We start from the raw sequence: 16,057 nt of genomic DNA, 5'->3' as shown, positions 1-16,057 counted from the left end.
CAGCATCCTTAAAAGCTAATTTCTAAACAGATCAAAATTTTCTATGTTATAAAAAACAGATCTAAAACCGCAATGGGCTTTAGACCTGTTATCTCTGTTTCATCCCTATTCTTTTGTCATTTCCCGAAGCTTTTTGCTTAACGCGTTGATCTCAGCAACTGCTCCATTGATGGAAGTAATCAATGTATGTTCGTTCTCTATAGTGGATATGATTTCCTCAGTAGAGGTTGCATTTTGCTGTGAAATTGCAGATAAGTTTTCAATTTGCTCTTGAATTGTACCAAAGTTTTTCACTGATAAGGCTATTTCTCCCATTCCGTTTGATAATTCTTCATTAATCATGGTATAAGTATTCTTAATCTCTTCAAAGTATGCAGAGATTTCTTTCAGCAGCTCACTTCCCTTTGTAACAGAAGCTTCACCCTGGATGGATTGATCTTGCGCTTCTTTAGACTTGTTTGATAGTTCTGCTGTTACTTCAGCTATATCTGAAGCAATATGAGAACTCTGTTCTGCCAGTTTTCTTACCTCTTCGGCTACTACTGCAAAACCCTTTCCTTGTTCCCCTGCCCGGGCAGATTCAATGGCTGCATTGAGGGCTAATAAATTTGTCTGATGAGCAATGTCCTGGATACTACTAAGCAATGTGTTTACTCTTTCCAGACTATTATAGAGTTCAGAAACTGTCTGTGTCGTCGTACTAATAGTGGAACCAACCGTATCCATATAGTCCGTAACTTGGCTGATTTTATACCAACCTTCCTCAACTTTGGCTTTCATGTTCCTGGATTCCTCTACAACGGTTTTACTAATATGAATGGCTTCATCCATTTTAGCCATAGATTGGCTCATGGAATGATTGATAATGTTTCCGCTCTCTGCTTCTTCCTGTATGCCAATGCCCATTTGCTCAACAGATTCTAAAATATCCTTGCTTGAATGATATATTGTACTGATATCATGCTTAAACCCTGTGATATGTTCATCAAGCAAATCTGATGCTTCTTCAATGGATTTAAACGCTGATGATAACTTTTTTACGAGATTTTGAGCTTCAAGCTCTTTATGATAGGCATCATCTATAAGCTGTCGCCCCCACCTTGTGAGTAAGTACAGCAAAATACTCACTCCATTAATCATAAAAAAGACTGTAATAAATGCTTTAAGGCCATTATCGCTTCCTAATAAGTGAGCAGGAACTGCAAAAAACAAAATTATGTATGCCATATCAATAAATGTCACCAGGACTAAAATGAGCTCTTTCTTAAAATAAAGTGTCACCATAGCTATAGACAAAAGGACCATATAATGCTTATTCAGCGCATACCCATCTGTTACGAAAAGAGCAATGATCACAATGCAAGGCAATAATGACAGGCAAAGTCCTTTTACATAGTTTTTAATTGGTAAAAAATAAGTTGTTATGGATATTGCTAAAACCACCAGACCCGCTATTATAGTCATCCTAGCTTCCAAAATGCCTTTGGACATTACCACCGGTACGCAAATTAAGAAAACTAAAATGATCGTTAACAGAATGTTTACCCTATGGACTCTTTGGGTATTGTAATTATCTTGCTGCATCAACATCTAGCCTCCAATCAGTAATGTATAAAAAGTCGCATAGGCACATTATATCACTTTATGTCGAAAAAGTGTAAGCGATCTTTCCTAAATTTATAATTAGTCTTCAATTCAAAGTTCTTTCCAAAACCCACCTTTATGGAAGTTCTGATTGCCAAGGGGTTTGGCTGTTAGGCGAAATATAACACAACCATCAGGACAGACAATAGTTTTAGTATACTTCCCTTCGCCGCCCAGATTTTCCAAGTCTCCACCGCTTCTAACTGCTTCCATTAACGGATATAACATCATCATGGTTTTAGAACAGATTCCATATCCATCCTGGTTAACAGGACAACCATAAGTACAAGTATATTGATCACCAATTTCTTCTCCGTTTCTACAATAATTTTCCGTACGATCTCCTCGTAAATAACCTACAACTTCCACTTTAAATTCATATTCTTCATCATACCATTTTTTCATAACTTCTCCTCCGTGGTGGTGTTCCTTCTGGAACGAAAGTTATCTCATATAAAAAATCCTCTAATATGCCTGTTTCACTTACTTTCTACCCGTGAATAATTAGATCCATGTTTTAATCGAAATATAGCCTTTCATGCTTATACCTTACTTTCATTTTTAATTAAGTTGAGGTATATACTCAGTAATTCAGTTCCATACCTCTTTATAACTGATTCATTAGAATCCGCAAAAAAGTCTTTATTCATCAGATAATAATGAACCAGGCCAAGCCATGTATTAAACAGCATATGTATTGGAAGATTTTTAACCGTTCCTTTTTTTATTTCACGTTCAATAACACTGCTGAAATGAAAGGCCAAAATAGACTGAATCATTGCATATGTGTTTTTTGCTTCATCCGGCAATCTGTCTTTTTCTAAAATTAATCTGGTATAAAATGCTTCGTATTCTTCCAGGGCCATTAAATGCTCTTTCAAAAGATTCTCAACGCTGTCACATTTTTTGGCAAGTTCATGAAGCCTCACGCCTATTTGCTCTCCAAAGTCTGAGAGTAAGCAAACGATCAGCTCATTCATAGTTGGGAAATGAGAAAATATCGAACCATGTGCAACACCTGCTTCCTTTGCAATCATGGTTGAAGGCACTGAGAAGCCTTTTTCAGAAAAAATTTTGTAAGCGGTTTCTATGATTCTTTTTCGAGTATTTAATTTTTGAATCTGTCGTATTGAATTTCCCATGATTGACTCCTTACTCATTGAGTTTGTGTTCATAATAAACTTATCTCATTTTTTTGTCAAGCTGCGAAAATCTTTATGTTCTGTTCCATGTCCGAATAATTTCATCTCAAGTACTTTTTCGCTTTAAGCAGGATAGCGCCACAGAAATTATAAATACATCGTAACTTCCCTGGCTTCATCCTTTTTATGGTAAAATACTCCTTGACAAATCAATATTTCTTTTATAAAATAATATCAGCACTCATTTATATCGAGTGCTAATAATGCGTTTTTTTCTTTTATTGTTGAGATATATATCTTTAACACCGGTGTTATCGATATCTATCTGAAACTAAAAGGATTAAAACGCTTTTTTCATTCTTCACGAACTTTCAACGTATTTTTCTACGTTGTTGAGTATGTAAATGGGGAGGTTTTGTAAAAAATGCGAAACGTGGCGTTTTTAAGTACTTATCCTTCAAGAGAGTGTGGTCTTGCGACCTTTACTCAGGATCTGGTAAGGGCTCTCGATAAGGTAAAATTGCTGGATAAGCCAAAAGTAATTGCTGTGAGCAATGACAAATATTCTTACAGCAGCAGAGTCATCATGGAACTTTCTCAGCATGACAGGGAAAGCTATATCAACACAGCAGAAGCCATCAATGGTTCTGATATAGATCTCCTTGTGATAGAGCATGAGTATGGCATATTTGGAGGAGAATCAGGGGAATACATTCTGGACTTTATAAATCACTTACAAATCCCGTTGATCACTACATTACATACCGTACTCCCAAATCCTTTACCAAAACAGAAGGAGATATTAAGGCAATTGGGGAGCAAGAGCGCAAAAATTGTCACGATGGCAGAAAATACAAAACCTATTCTTCAGACAGTTTACGGAATAGACGCTTCAAAAATCGAAGTAATTCATCACGGAGTTCCCTCCAAAGCATTCGAATCTCAAAATGTGCTTAAGAAAAAACATGGACTTACAGGGAAAAGTGTTGTGAGTACTTTTGGTCTCTTAAGTCCGGGAAAAGGTCTGGAATATGGTATAGAAGCTATTGCAAAAGTTGCAAAGAAGCATAAAGAAGTCGTTTATCTGATCCTTGGTCAGACACATCCATGTGTCAAAAAAGAATCTGGGGAAGCATACAGGGAAAAGCTTGTTAATATGGTGGATGCCCTTGGCATCAGAGATCATGTACAGTTTGTGAATAAATATCTTTCTAAAGATGAAATCATATACTATCTGCAATTATCAGACATCTACATGACGCCCTATCTTGGAAAAGATCAGGCAGTCAGCGGAACACTGGCCTATGCTGTGGGATATGGCAAGGCAATCGTCTCAACACCATACAGCTATGCCAAAGAAATGCTCGCCGATGGCAGAGGACTTTTAGCAGAGTTTTCCGATGCTGATTCCCTCGCAAAACATATCGAATATATCCTGGAAAACCCCAAAGCAAAAAAAGAGATGGAAAACAGAACTTTACGCGTCGGCAGGACAATGACATGGGAAAATATTGCTAAGCAATACACAAAGTTGTTCATCAATATATTAGACAAAATACATATCACAGACAGTATGGTGATATAATGTCAACGGCTGCATCCTACTGCAATAATCCATTCAGAGACGACTATATCTTCCTGCTGACAGACGATACAGGGATGTTGCAGCATTCAAAATATGGTCTGCCTGATCCAAACCACGGCTATACCACAGACGACAATGCCAGGGCTTTGATCATGGCGTTGATGCTTTACGAACGATACAGAAAGAAAGAATATCTCAATCTTGCTTGCCGCTATGCTTCCTTTTTGCTGAACGCGCAAAATGAAAATGGCAAGTTTCGAAACTTTATGCGATACGACAGGGTATGGCTTGAAGATGAGGGTTCGGAAGACTGTTTCGGACGATGCCTGTGGGCTTTGGGATTTGCCCTTTCCCATCAGATCACTCCCGCTGGAATCAAAGGAGCCCTTTCCTATATGCTGCAAAAGGCAATACCCCATGTGTCTGCTCTTCATTATCCCAGATCCAAGGCATATTCCATCCTGGGTCTTGCCCAGCTTGATAATGAGGATGCCAAAAGAATTGTTTCTGAAATATCCAACTCCCTGTGCAGCCAGTATAACGATTACAAAGACGGGGAATGGAAATGGTTTGAGAATATCGTGGCATACTGCAACTATGTGATTCCCTGGGCTTTAATCGAAGCTTATAGGGTTACTGGTACAAAAAGCTTCTTTGATATCGCCAAAGAAAGTCTTGATTTTCTAAGTGAAATAACCTTCAAAAGAGGATATTTCAAACCTGTCGGATGCAATGGCTGGTTTGTGAAAAGAAATAATCCGGCTGAATTTGATGAGCAAACAGTGGAAGCCTGTGAAGGAGTATTCACTTACCTGGCAGCCTATGAAGCAACAGGAAATATCAACTACTTGCAAAAAGCAAAGCAATGCCATAAATGGTACATAGGGTCAAATTCCCATGGCATCAGCCTGATCGATAACGAGACAGGAGGCTGCTACGATGGCCTTACACCTCATGGATTGAACAAAAACATGGGCGCTGAAAGTCTCGTTTCCTATGTTATGTCTTATATAAAAATAACTGGCATAGAAAGCATATAATAAGGGTTTCCTGACATTGAATTTTAGGCAGAATAAACTGCCAAATAAAAATCAATGCCAGGAAACCCTTTGGTTTTGAGTCAAAGAAAGTATTGAAGATGATATGTTGTCCAATAACCATTCTTCCACAATTCTATGATCAGATGAACTCATATTTCAATCATTAATATCAAAAATTGTGTATAAACCCTTAAATAAGCTATTTAATTATGATTTTTAAAACTTTTGTAGGCTAGTGGCAGTAATATTATGCTTACTACAATTGAAAAAGAAATAAAAAGTTCATAAGGTTGCATGATTATCCCAAGCAAATCAATAGAAAAAATACTTATGATATTTGAGAAATCAAACATTTTTACAGGAATAAGATTAATCAAATGATAGATCCACAATACATCTTCTGACACACGCACAAATACCGGAAGAATCGTAATTACTGTCATAATTACAAGCACTATGAATGGAGATTTTAATTTTGCGGATAGCAGCATTGTTAATGCAGATGATAATATATTGCCACATAAAACTATAATAAAGTACAGCATTGCAACTTGTCCCAAAGTTAATGGAATGATTGACAATGGGATATAAAGCTGAATCGGAGCGTTGCTTCCATCCCATCCGTAAAACATCATCACTGTAACGTAAGAAATAATTGTAAGTAAGATACTTAATAAAACAGTAAATGTGATGCCTGTAAATAATTTTGCACGAATGATTTTATTTTTACCGTATTTGGACGAAAAGATCAGGCTATCCATTCCATCGATATATTCCCCTGCAAATAAAGGAGAAATACATATAGAACAGATAAAACAGATTAAAAAAGCTGTTACTTGCATCTGTGAAAAAAATCTCCAATAACCACCCATATATGAATAAATAAATGGTGTTTTTACTGCTCTGCTTAATTTTATGGAGTTTGCTTTTTCTTTAAAACTCATTGTAGTATCGTCTATGTTATTTTCTACCCTGCTTTGACGTATTGTGTAAAAATCATCCAGGTTCTCTTTGGTAATCGATGATATTTCCTTTAAACTATTGATGTTATATGCTTTTCTGATATGGTAGAAAATTTCGCTATATGGACGGGCATATTTCTGATACTCATTCGTATCTGAATACTGCCCTTCCGTCAATGGAATATGACGATATGCTTTGATGGTTTCCGAAAGAAGCTCACTGTTTAATTCTCTGCCTGACAACCTTCTATTATATTCCCTGTCCTTTTTCATAGCTTCGTAATTACTTTCAAATACTTCCCCATTGATGTAGTCATTACCCATTAAGGGTCCTACACAGCTAAGAGCAGTCAGCAAAATGCCCAGCAGTAAAGTGATGAGCGTACTGCGTTTACACAAAATTTTTCTGTATTCAAACTTAATTAATTCACAATAACTACTCACCTTTTCTTACCCCCCTCGTTAAAATAATATAAGTATAAATCTTCTAATACAGCTGGTACAGTAACAGCAGTCTCACAGGGAGGTTTTTCTGCTACAAGGCGTAAAAATGTTTTGTCTGATTCTTCCCGTATATTGATAATCGGATAATTGTCAATTAAATAATTTACTCTTTTACTGTCCACTGAACATTCAAAAACTTTTCCTTCTATTACGCCAATAATTTCATCAAGACGTCCTTTATGTATAATCTGTCCATCTTTCATCATCAAAATTGTAGAAGCGATATATTCGACATCTGAAACAATATGGGTAGAGAGTAGAACAATTTTATCTTTACCCAAACGGGAAATTAGATTGCGAAAACGTATACGTTCATTGGGATCAAGACCTGCTGTGGGTTCATCCAAAACCAAAATCTTTGGATCATTTAACATTGCCTGGGCAATACCTAAACGTTGTTTCATCCCTCCAGAAAATGTCTTGATTTTCTTTTTTGCTGACTCTGAAAGTCCCACCAACTCTAACAGCTCAGTTGCTTTAAGCTTTGCCTGATGCTTAGTAAGACCTTTTAAGCTTGCAAGATAGAGTAAAAAATCATAAGCTGAAAACTCAGGATAATATCCAAAATTCTGTGGTAAATAACCTAATGAATCTCTGTATTCTTCTTCACTTACATCAATGCCATTGAATTTTACCTCACCACTTGTGGGCTTTAAAACGCCGCAGATCATTCTCATCAGGCTTGTCTTTCCTGAGCCATTGGCCCCTAATAATCCATAGACTCCTTCTTTTAGTGTCAATGAAATACGGTCAACAGCAATCTTATTTTTATATTGCTTAGTTAAGCGGTCAATGACGAGTTCCATTCCAGTTCCTCCGTTCTTCTAATCAGTTTCACAATCTCTTTTGCACTTAAAACAGCTAAAACAATAAACGTTAAACCCCAGAAAAGCAAATACCTTTCAGTATAGATATCATTGATTCCTACTTTAAGCAGAGTACTCAAAATACAGACAAGTGCTGTAACACCACCACAGATATACATTGCTTCCCTGCTTTTTAAACGATTAATTGCAAATAATGATCCATAGCAATTGAGTAAATATGGTGTAATCAAGTATATTCCTAATCGGATCCAGCCAAAATCCGTTTTACCATTGAATACAAGTAAAATCCCAATCAAAACAGTAAAATTCGTTATTCCTAATATCCCCAAGCGAGCAAGGCTAATCTCCAAAAGGTTATATTTACAGCTCATTTCGAGCTCCTCCATGTTATATGTGATGCTTCTGACAATTTCACTTATACTCACAAGAGCAATAAAAGGCAAAACTGAAGACAGAACCCAAACAAACGAAGTTGAGACTTTATAAAAATATAATCCTGCAAGTGTACCTAAAAATAATAATGACGATAAAATCCAAACACGTTTTCTTATATACCCTATCTGAGATATAAAAAAATCTATTTGTCTTGCTTTGGGATCATTTAATTGGTTTATAAATTCATTTTTTCTTGTAGGTGTTGGTGCTTCAAAGGCTGCTTTTAATTCTCTTTTTAAATCTTTTAAATTATTTCTCATAATAAATCCTCCTCTCCTAGACTGGCCTTAAGTAAACCAAGTGCCTTATTTAACTTCCGATAAACTGAAAAACGCGAAATTTTCATGATACTTGCTATTTCATTAATACCTAGCTCATTTGCAAATCGAAGTAAAAGTAATTCTTGCAAGTCGATTGGTAATTTAGACACTGCCTGCTTTATAGCAAAATTAGTTTCAAACTGGGAAATATGATCACTCTCCCCCATTTCCTCCCTAAGTCCTTCCTCTCTACTGCTTTTTCTATAAAAATCAATACAAAGATTTTTGGCTATAGTATAAAGATAAGCCAGGGGTTTTCCTCTATTAATGTAAGATGATTGCTTGAAATATTTAAGAAAGGTTTCTTGTGTCAAGTCTTCTGCTATTTCTTTGTTTTTTACTTTAAAATAACAGTATCTGTATATTTGATCATACTGATCTTCTATGCTTATAGACATAATCTCCCCCTTTCTACTATGTATAACGTAATGGAATGAATAAATGTGCGAAGTAGCCAAAAAAACACCCTCGATATGTTTCCATGAGTACATATCAAGGGTATATGTCATTTTGGCAAAATTCTTACTTAATGATGATTTCAGAGCAAACAAATCATCAGAGGACTTTTATGTCTCTTTTGCTGTCTTATTATGGGCGAAATACCATAGGTGTGTACCTAATACCGTTTGTAACCTGCTCCGTATCAGTAGGAATGAAGCCTAGGTGTCTGTATATATCTACCGCATAAGGCGATGAATTCACAGTGAAATTCTGAGATGCATAATCCTGCCTCATTGTATTAAACAGCGTTTTCCCTATGCCTCTGCCATGATATCCTTCTTTTACAAAAAACAAACTAACATGCTGAGGAGCTCTCATTGCAAGAACACCAACAATCTGATCATTTTCTAAAGCACCATAAAACTTCAATTCATCTATAAATTCAGGACTATCAATTGTCCTTCTGAATTCATCAATTCCTTCCTGAGAGTAGTCCGGTGCTTCGAACTGACAAAAACCTCCCATACAAGCGATAAGGCTTCAGGAATTTCATTATCATTAAGTCTTCTGATTTCTAAATTCATAACTTTTTCCCCTTTCTGTTTTTTCCGGTTTTTTAACATCGAATAGCTACTGACTTTCATGGTTTTCTAATATTACATCCCTCCTTCCGAAGAACAGCCAGAACTTTCCATCTTTATAGTTGCATTCAATGGGCGTATACTTTTCCATCTAATATGAAACTGCTTTCTTGTGATCCATAAAATCACTCTTACATATTCTTTCAAAGATTCATAAGTCAGATACTTTTTGATCAAAAAAATTTTTCGAAGTTCTCCAGATATACCATTCCATAAAATTGAATTCATTTTTTATAAGTTACTACAATATATTTTGATGCTATTTTCCCAATCAAATAAAAAATACTGCCAATCACTCTTTGATGAAATAACAAAGGAACGCTTCGCTCATAAACATACTTTTTCCTGTACGCATTGCTATAATACTCTCCATCCTTTGTTTCAAACTCGCTTCCTTTTGTATAATTCCATGCCATACCACGAAAAAGATTGTATGGAATCAAAACATCTGTGCTGGGATAGTGCAGTTTACCAGATAAAACATCTTTACAGAATTTAGACGATACCTGATCAATCTTCTTTTGATCTACAGATGTTATATTGTATGAATTCCAACTGAGAGAACGAATGGATAAGCCATAACATTTATTGAATCCCATCCCCTTTAGTGTTCCTGAAATACTATTTATTGTGGAATTGCCACCAACGCCTCCAACAGTGGTTATTACCAATGCTTTCTTCGTAAACCAAACGCGTCTATGTAATAAATAATTTAAATGATCAAGGAAATTTTTTAATAATGCTGTTCTCCTTTTCTAAAACACCTACTACATCCTAAGCAAAAAGGAAGCTTTAGATCCAGTAATTGTATTTCCTCAAAAGTAGAATCCGAATCCAGTTTCTTTATATTCTTCATGGAAGATTCTGCCACTTTCCATGTGTTCCCCTTATGCGGACTACCATTGATCACTAGATATTTCATATTTTATCTCCCATAATCATGTGACTAAATATCACTATATTAAAAATTCTTTATTCTTTACTCAAAACCTAGGTTTGCAATCCCATTTCTCAAAACATCCTATATGTGTATGTGAATCAATTATTTGCATAACAAATTAATTTCCTTTTCCATTAATTTATAAACAAGTGCCACCAAATATCCATCTGCCGCCGCATGATTAAGTCTCACTGTTACAGGCATCCAAAGCCTGCTCTCTGATTCTTTGAATTTTCCCCAGTTAATAATAGGATTAAAATACAAATGCCCGTCAGGTAATTCTATATGCAATGATTCATAGGAAATCCATGGAATATATGATGCATCAAACCAATTTGGGTGATTTTTCAGATCCAGTCCGTATTCTCTCGTTTCTTTCGCATTTAACAGATCTTTTAAAGCATTGTTATAAAACACATCATATTTTTCATTATACTCGGTATAAGCTATAGTGAATGTTTCTGTGTCATCATGAAAAATGTACTGTGTTGGATGGATTTTATCATATACGATCAATTCCCCTTCATGCCATGCCAGTTTATAATCGTCTCTGGAATTAAGAACCTTCGCCAGAATATATAAAAAGTTGATATAAAATTTAGTACCCGTTTTTTTAGAAAAGTTATATAACTCCGTAACATCCACTTTATTGGTGATGGAAACAGAACATCTGCAATCCTCAGAAAAATGCCTGAATACATCTTTTCTGTAATAGTCGTCCATATCAATTTTCGTATAATGCATATCTCTGCTCCTTTCATTCAATTTTAATCTATAGAATAAAAAGCAGCACATACCGTTTTCATATAGTAATTTAATAGCATTATATACCAATATTATCAATATTTCAAAATATATTCAATCTTTATGCATTTTTATTTTTTCAACTTTGCATAATTAAATTCTGCCTGTCCTTTTCTCGAAAAAAAACCCTTCGATAGCTCTCATAATACCTATCGAAGGGTTAAATTTTTAATTTAGTTGTTTGGAAGATGACAAGTTCATAGAATCCTTTAATTGTGAAGACATATGATAAAGTTTTTCAGCAATAGAATGAATATCTCCCAGTCTTGCATTTTGATGTTCTGAAGCAGCTGCCACACGCGTAGAGAATTGGGAGATTTCTTCAGAAGCCTGTTTGATATCGCTGATGGATAAAACAACATCCTGAGAATTGCTATAAATGTTCTGAACACTTTCAGAAACAGTATTTGAGTAAGTTGAAATCTCGCTGACCGATGCATGTATCCTTCCAAAGATTTCTCCGGCTGATTTAATGATGTCAATGCCTTCGCTGACAGAATGGTTGCTTTCATTTGTAATGGACGTTGTATGCTCAATTTCACTTTGAACCTGATGTATCAAAGCGTTAATTTTTTCTGTAGCATTCTTTGACTGTTCTGCCAATGAGCGTATTTCTGATGCTACAACAGAAAATCCCTTACCAACTTCCCCAGCCTTTGCAGCTTCAATTGAAGCATTCACCGAAAGCATATTGGTTTGCTGTGCAATCGAACTGATCATGGCCGTTATCTGGCCTATTTCAGCAGATTTTTCAGCCAGCAGATTTATTGCATTTGTAAGTCTGACTGCATTTGTGTTGATCAATTCTATCTGTTCTATAGCAGAAGATATAATCTGATTTCCTTCGCTTGTCAGATTTGAACAATCCTTAGCATAGCCAGAAACCGTCGAGATACTTTCAGAAATATTCATCAGCTTATTGGAAATACTACTGACATGATCATAAGATTTTACCGTCAAATCATGTTGCAGAGAAGTACTTTTGGCAATGTTAATAATAGATGACATCGTTTGCTCTGAAGACTCATTAAATCCACTGATAGCCTCAGTTAAATTTTTTGCTACATTATATAGATTTTCAGAGTTAACAAATGCATCATTTATAGACTGATTCAATAATTGAGTAAGCTTTTCGCTTTCATTTTTTTGATTTTCTATATCCAAAATCATTTTCTTTGATCGTTTGGATAAAATAACAGAAACTAACCCAGAAATGAGAAAGGCTGTTCCAAAAGTTACCCAAGCAATGGGACTCTTACCGGGACCTTCGAAAAACTGCTTTGGAAAGATCAAAATCGCAAGGGTATATATCAGTATTGTAGTACCTGAGTATAACCAAACTATTTTGGAATTATAGTACATGTTCGCGATAAATATATATGTAAAACAGTAAGCAATCGAAGGGACCCCAAAAGCCCCTGCTGTCTCCAGCAAGTAAAAAGACGCAAAAGGAGCTACAGAAAATACGATCATATAAATAAATTTAGAAATATTAGCAAACCAAGCCGTTTTCTTTTCCAGAACTCTTGCTGCTATCGTAACTAAAACACATGTCAGTAAGGTCATATTAACAAACTGATTATTAAACAACAATAAAAAGCCTAATCCGACAGATATACTGCCAAACAGAGTACTATAGAATGATATAGTGTTTGCGTACTTTTCCTGATTTTTTAATAGTGAAATGTTCATGAACACAACCCCTTCCATAATGCGTAGATTTGCTGTAATGTTGCTTTCGCTTATTATTCAATAATTAAATAAATTATAATGAATATTATATAACGAACAAAATTATTTAATCATTAAATAATTTTGTTTTTATATATTTTATTATATTGTGAAAAGTCTGTTAATACTCCTTTTACTCTGATCTGGTGGTGTGATCCCCTTGTTGAAGGCAAAAGATAAATATGCTACAATCAACGCATAACTCAATCTATTTTGAAAGGAAGACACAGATGAAACAAGAACGGCAGTATCCAAAAGTCATGATCTCCCCCAAGGCAAAACGCAGCATCCAAAATGGCCATCCTTGGATATACGGAGAAGAAATTCTAAAAACGGAAGGCGTACCTCAAAATGGCGAACTGGTAGATGTATTTGCCGGAAACGCTTTTATGGGTACGGGTTTTTATAATAATGCCAGTAAGATTACCGTTCGACTTATTTCACGCAACGCCAACGATGTATTTGATATTCGCTTTTGGCGCCGCCGTGTGGAATATGCCGTTCGTTACCGAAAAACCGTCATGCCCGGCATAGACTTTTCTTGTTGCCGCCTGATTCATGGTGAAGCCGATCAGATGCCTGGACTGACAGTGGACCGTTATGGCAGTATTCTGTCCGTACAAATTACCAGTCTTGGCATGGAATTTGTCAAAGAAATGATTTACCGGGCTCTATGGGATGTACTTACTGAAATGGGCGAATCAATCAGCGGTATTTATGAGCGCAATGATATTGCCCTGCGTGCAAAAGAAGGCTTGCCACAATATAAAGGTTGGTATCAATCCGATGGTATCCCTGTACCGGAATCTGCCGTGACAGAAATATGCGAAAACAGTGTAAAATATTTGGTAGATGTAGAAAACGGTCAAAAAACCGGCTTTTTCCTTGACCAAAAATATAACCGTGCCGCAGTAGCCCGAATTTCCAAAGACAAGAGGGTGCTGGACTGCTTTACCCATACCGGTTCCTTCGGTCTTAATGCAGCATTGGGTGGAGCAGAGCATGTGACCTCAGTAGATATCTCTGAATCAGCCATTGAAATGGCAAAAGCAAATGCTGTACGCAATGGATTGGATGGAAAAATGGATTTTCTATGTGAAGATGTGTTTGATCTGCTGACGAAACTGGCAGATCAAAAATGTAAGGACTATGACTTTATCATCCTTGATCCTCCTGCCTTCACCAAATCACGCAAAACAGTGCAGTCTGCTGCCAGAGGATATAAGGAGATCAATTTAAAAGCCATGAAACTACTGCCTCGGGGAGGGTATCTCGCTACCTGCAGCTGCAGCCACTTCATGACGGATGAATTGTTCCGCAAAATGCTGGCAAGCGCCGCACAGGATGCAGCCGTATCCCTCAGACAGATTGAAGCCCGTCAACAAGCGCCAGACCATCCTATCCTGTGGAATGTTCCTGAGACGGACTATCTTAAATTTTATATTTTCCAGATAGTATGACCTGTGTTACAACATTTATTTATATTAAACCAAAAAAGAATCCGAAGAAACTACTCAAAATGAGCAGAATTCTCGGATTCTTTTTTCTGCAGGCTTTTTGGCTCACTTTTTATCAACCTGTAATAAAGCTACCAGCTTCCGCATAGCATTGTCTGTCTTTTTTAATTCATTTTAGGTTCGGGGCATCTTTTGATATATTCCAGCAAATCCTTTATATTGGTAGTTGCCATGGCAATACATGTATCCGCCGCCCCATAGTACATCTTAATCTCTCCTGTTTTTTCGTTATGGACCCAACCGCAGGGGAATACTACATCATCAACGTCCCCTTCTCTTTCATAAAGTTCAGAGGGTCCAAATACCCACTCATCACTTCTTCTCAAGACTCTGAATGGATTTTCCAGGTCCAAAAGAGCAAGTCCAAGTCTGTATATAGCTCCGGCAGCAGTTTGTTTAACACCGTGATAGAGGATCAGCCAACCTTCAGGAGTTTCCAGCGGTGGAGCATTAAGTCCTACTTTGTTTGCATCCCACCAGCCGCCCTTTCTGGCATTAATGAGTATTTGGTGTTGCCCCCAATATTTCAGATCTTCTGACATTGAAATCCATATATGGGCTCCCGGCACTGAATGCGCCGGAATAGGTCTATGAATCAGCAGCCATTTACCGTTAATTTTTCTTGGAAACAATGCAGCGTCCTTATCTTCTGGCGGCATGATTGGTCCAAGTTTTTCAAAGTTTTCAAAGTCCTCTGTCAGAGCCATTGATACCAGAGGACCACCCTTAGAGTAAGAGGTATATACAATAACATACTTTCCGAGTTCCTCTACCCAGGTAATCCTCGGATCTTCAATTCCCCATTCTTCTTCAGGGAATCTGTCCGGATCAGGTTCAAGTGTGGGTTTTTCGTCTATAACCCAATTACTTATGCCGTCATCGCTGACAGCCTTTGTCAGGTGGGAAAAGCCTCTCCTGTCCTCAACCCTTGCCAAAAGCAGTACTTTTCCCTTGTACATTGTTGCTGCAGGATTAAAAACTGAGTTTGCAGGATAAGGCCAATCCCTTACTGTGAGAATCGGGTTATTGGAAGCTCTTTTAAAAAGCTCCCTGTATAAATGCTTGTCAGGACCCACAAGTTTTGTTTCAAATCTTCTTGCCATCAGTTTTCACTCCTTTTACATAAGCAACATCATTTTATTTTCATTATTCCATTTGCCCATAAAGAAAAAAGTGTTCAAAATCCTTTTATATTTCAGGATAAAATATTGATAACGGCTTACGTTATAAATATTTATCACAAAAGTAAAAGGTTTTTTAAACACTTTACCTAAGCTCTGTTTTGTTAAATGATAGTAAATATTCTAATGTTTACAACAGCATTTTAAAAAATAAACTCTGATTTGTCAAGGCACTTTAAAGATTCCAGCTATGCCTTTATTAATTTCCTCTGAAAAATCCATTGTCTCTATGTAGTAATCGCTTAAACTCATACCTCCTAAATGTATTAGTCATTTCACACCTGTAAATATACAGGAGGTATGTTAAATCCCAATTATATAAAAGTAAACGATAAGTAAACTA

The 16,057-nt window shown here is 36.4% G+C and carries 17 protein-coding genes; 3 read left to right on the top strand and 14 right to left on the bottom strand.

The features are described 5' to 3' along the window. Window positions 1–105: 105 nt before the first annotated feature. The 3 genes from JOD07_RS12095 to JOD07_RS12085 all read right to left on the bottom strand — a co-directional run bounded on the left by JOD07_RS12095 (window position 106) and on the right by JOD07_RS12085 (window position 2,786). Complete coding sequence (locus JOD07_RS12095) at window positions 106–1,584, bottom strand: methyl-accepting chemotaxis protein (RefSeq protein ID WP_158741614.1); 1,479 nt, start codon at window positions 1,582–1,584, stop codon at window positions 106–108. A gap of 111 nt (window positions 1,585–1,695) precedes the next feature. Beyond that, window positions 1,696–2,049 (bottom strand): TIGR04076 family protein, encoded by a 354-nt coding sequence (locus tag JOD07_RS12090; protein WP_158741613.1) that lies wholly within the window; start codon window positions 2,047–2,049, stop codon window positions 1,696–1,698. Window positions 2,050–2,186: 137 nt separating this feature from the next. Then, a complete protein-coding gene (locus JOD07_RS12085) occupies window positions 2,187–2,786 on the bottom strand; it encodes a TetR/AcrR family transcriptional regulator (protein ID WP_158741612.1) in 600 nt (199 codons plus the stop codon). Between the two features lie 424 nt (window positions 2,787–3,210). On the opposite strand from JOD07_RS12085, the gene JOD07_RS12080 reads away from it, so the two are divergent. Together JOD07_RS12080 and JOD07_RS12075 are read left to right on the top strand one after the other, a co-directional pair. Beyond that, on the top strand, window positions 3,211–4,371 hold the full coding sequence (locus tag JOD07_RS12080) for a glycosyltransferase family 4 protein (protein WP_158741611.1): 1,161 nt from the start codon (window positions 3,211–3,213) through the stop codon (window positions 4,369–4,371). Beyond that, window positions 4,371–5,411 (top strand): prenyltransferase/squalene oxidase repeat-containing protein, encoded by a 1,041-nt coding sequence (locus tag JOD07_RS12075; protein WP_158741610.1) that lies wholly within the window; start codon window positions 4,371–4,373, stop codon window positions 5,409–5,411. The genes JOD07_RS12080 and JOD07_RS12075 overlap by 1 nt, the downstream gene beginning before the upstream one ends. A 203-nt stretch (window positions 5,412–5,614) precedes the next feature. Here the strand turns inward: JOD07_RS12075 and JOD07_RS12070 are convergent, their stop codons facing one another. The 10 genes from JOD07_RS12070 to JOD07_RS12025 all read right to left on the bottom strand — a co-directional run bounded on the left by JOD07_RS12070 (window position 5,615) and on the right by JOD07_RS12025 (window position 12,977). Then, a complete protein-coding gene (locus tag JOD07_RS12070) occupies window positions 5,615–6,817 on the bottom strand; it encodes an ABC-2 family transporter permease (RefSeq protein ID WP_204614123.1) in 1,203 nt (400 codons plus the stop codon). After that, complete coding sequence (locus JOD07_RS12065; protein ID WP_158741608.1) at window positions 6,814–7,683, bottom strand: ABC transporter ATP-binding protein; 870 nt, start codon at window positions 7,681–7,683, stop codon at window positions 6,814–6,816. The genes JOD07_RS12070 and JOD07_RS12065 overlap by 4 nt, the downstream gene beginning before the upstream one ends. After that, window positions 7,659–8,399 carry a hypothetical protein gene (locus JOD07_RS12060; protein ID WP_158741607.1) on the bottom strand — a complete coding sequence of 247 codons (741 nt, stop codon included), beginning with the start codon at window positions 8,397–8,399 and terminating at the stop codon, window positions 7,659–7,661. The genes JOD07_RS12065 and JOD07_RS12060 overlap by 25 nt, the downstream gene beginning before the upstream one ends. Further along, complete coding sequence (locus tag JOD07_RS12055; RefSeq protein ID WP_158741606.1) at window positions 8,396–8,857, bottom strand: RNA polymerase sigma factor; 462 nt, start codon at window positions 8,855–8,857, stop codon at window positions 8,396–8,398. Before JOD07_RS12055 ends, JOD07_RS12060 begins: the two co-directional genes overlap by 4 nt. 190 nt (window positions 8,858–9,047) lie before the next feature. Beyond that, window positions 9,048–9,425, bottom strand: a complete 378-nt coding sequence (locus JOD07_RS12050; RefSeq protein WP_243144634.1) for a GNAT family N-acetyltransferase — start codon at window positions 9,423–9,425, stop codon at window positions 9,048–9,050. A 131-nt stretch (window positions 9,426–9,556) separates the two neighbouring features. Further along, the gene (locus JOD07_RS12045; RefSeq protein WP_158741605.1) at window positions 9,557–9,769 is read right to left on the bottom strand and encodes a hypothetical protein; all 213 of its coding nucleotides are present in this window, start codon (window positions 9,767–9,769) and stop codon (window positions 9,557–9,559) included. After that, a complete protein-coding gene (locus tag JOD07_RS12040) occupies window positions 9,766–10,212 on the bottom strand; it encodes a hypothetical protein (RefSeq protein WP_158741604.1) in 447 nt (148 codons plus the stop codon). The genes JOD07_RS12045 and JOD07_RS12040 overlap by 4 nt, the downstream gene beginning before the upstream one ends. 62 nt (window positions 10,213–10,274) lie before the next feature. Next, window positions 10,275–10,463 (bottom strand): flavodoxin family protein, encoded by a 189-nt coding sequence (locus tag JOD07_RS12035; RefSeq protein WP_158741603.1) that lies wholly within the window; start codon window positions 10,461–10,463, stop codon window positions 10,275–10,277. Window positions 10,464–10,583: 120 nt separating this feature from the next. Beyond that, window positions 10,584–11,225 carry a CatA-like O-acetyltransferase, family 3 gene (locus JOD07_RS12030; RefSeq protein ID WP_204614122.1) on the bottom strand — a complete coding sequence of 214 codons (642 nt, stop codon included), beginning with the start codon at window positions 11,223–11,225 and terminating at the stop codon, window positions 10,584–10,586. A 228-nt stretch (window positions 11,226–11,453) separates the two neighbouring features. Further along, entirely contained in the window at window positions 11,454–12,977 is a 1,524-nt protein-coding gene (locus tag JOD07_RS12025) for a methyl-accepting chemotaxis protein (protein WP_204614121.1), read from the bottom strand. A gap of 269 nt (window positions 12,978–13,246) precedes the next feature. Between JOD07_RS12025 and JOD07_RS12020 the strand changes: the two genes are divergently transcribed. Further along, a complete protein-coding gene (locus JOD07_RS12020) occupies window positions 13,247–14,476 on the top strand; it encodes a class I SAM-dependent rRNA methyltransferase (RefSeq protein ID WP_204614119.1) in 1,230 nt (409 codons plus the stop codon). Window positions 14,477–14,637: 161 nt separating this feature from the next. Here the strand turns inward: JOD07_RS12020 and JOD07_RS12015 are convergent, their stop codons facing one another. After that, on the bottom strand, window positions 14,638–15,636 hold the full coding sequence (locus tag JOD07_RS12015; protein WP_158741599.1) for a glycoside hydrolase family 130 protein: 999 nt from the start codon (window positions 15,634–15,636) through the stop codon (window positions 14,638–14,640). Between the last annotated feature and the right edge of the window lie 421 nt (window positions 15,637–16,057).

This window comes from Defluviitalea raffinosedens, assembly GCF_016908775.1.
In the GTDB taxonomy this organism is placed as follows: domain Bacteria; phylum Bacillota; class Clostridia; order Lachnospirales; family Defluviitaleaceae; genus Defluviitalea; species Defluviitalea raffinosedens.
Note: the sequence above shows the minus strand (reverse complement) of the source record. Positions and strands in the feature narration are given on the sequence as shown.

Excerpts from the sequence above, each read along its gene's own strand:
- JOD07_RS12095 (WP_158741614.1), bottom strand. The coding sequence starts at position 1,584 with ATGCAGCAAGATAATTACAATACCCAAAGAGTCCATAGGGTAAACATT.
- JOD07_RS12090 (WP_158741613.1), bottom strand. The coding sequence starts at position 2,049 with ATGAAAAAATGGTATGATGAAGAATATGAATTTAAAGTGGAAGTTGTA.
- JOD07_RS12085 (WP_158741612.1), bottom strand. The coding sequence starts at position 2,786 with ATGGGAAATTCAATACGACAGATTCAAAAATTAAATACTCGAAAAAGA.
- JOD07_RS12080 (WP_158741611.1), top strand. The coding sequence starts at position 3,211 with ATGCGAAACGTGGCGTTTTTAAGTACTTATCCTTCAAGAGAGTGTGGT.
- JOD07_RS12075 (WP_158741610.1), top strand. The coding sequence starts at position 4,371 with ATGTCAACGGCTGCATCCTACTGCAATAATCCATTCAGAGACGACTAT.
- JOD07_RS12065 (WP_158741608.1), bottom strand. The coding sequence starts at position 7,683 with ATGGAACTCGTCATTGACCGCTTAACTAAGCAATATAAAAATAAGATT.
- JOD07_RS12060 (WP_158741607.1), bottom strand. The coding sequence starts at position 8,399 with ATGAGAAATAATTTAAAAGATTTAAAAAGAGAATTAAAAGCAGCCTTT.
- JOD07_RS12055 (WP_158741606.1), bottom strand. The coding sequence starts at position 8,857 with ATGTCTATAAGCATAGAAGATCAGTATGATCAAATATACAGATACTGT.
- JOD07_RS12050 (WP_243144634.1), bottom strand. The coding sequence starts at position 9,425 with ATGGGAGGTTTTTGTCAGTTCGAAGCACCGGACTACTCTCAGGAAGGA.
- JOD07_RS12045 (WP_158741605.1), bottom strand. The coding sequence starts at position 9,769 with ATGAATTCAATTTTATGGAATGGTATATCTGGAGAACTTCGAAAAATT.
- JOD07_RS12035 (WP_158741603.1), bottom strand. The coding sequence starts at position 10,463 with ATGAAATATCTAGTGATCAATGGTAGTCCGCATAAGGGGAACACATGG.
- JOD07_RS12030 (WP_204614122.1), bottom strand. The coding sequence starts at position 11,225 with ATGCATTATACGAAAATTGATATGGACGACTATTACAGAAAAGATGTA.
- JOD07_RS12025 (WP_204614121.1), bottom strand. The coding sequence starts at position 12,977 with ATGAACATTTCACTATTAAAAAATCAGGAAAAGTACGCAAACACTATA.
- JOD07_RS12020 (WP_204614119.1), top strand. The coding sequence starts at position 13,247 with ATGAAACAAGAACGGCAGTATCCAAAAGTCATGATCTCCCCCAAGGCA.
- JOD07_RS12015 (WP_158741599.1), bottom strand. The coding sequence starts at position 15,636 with ATGGCAAGAAGATTTGAAACAAAACTTGTGGGTCCTGACAAGCATTTA.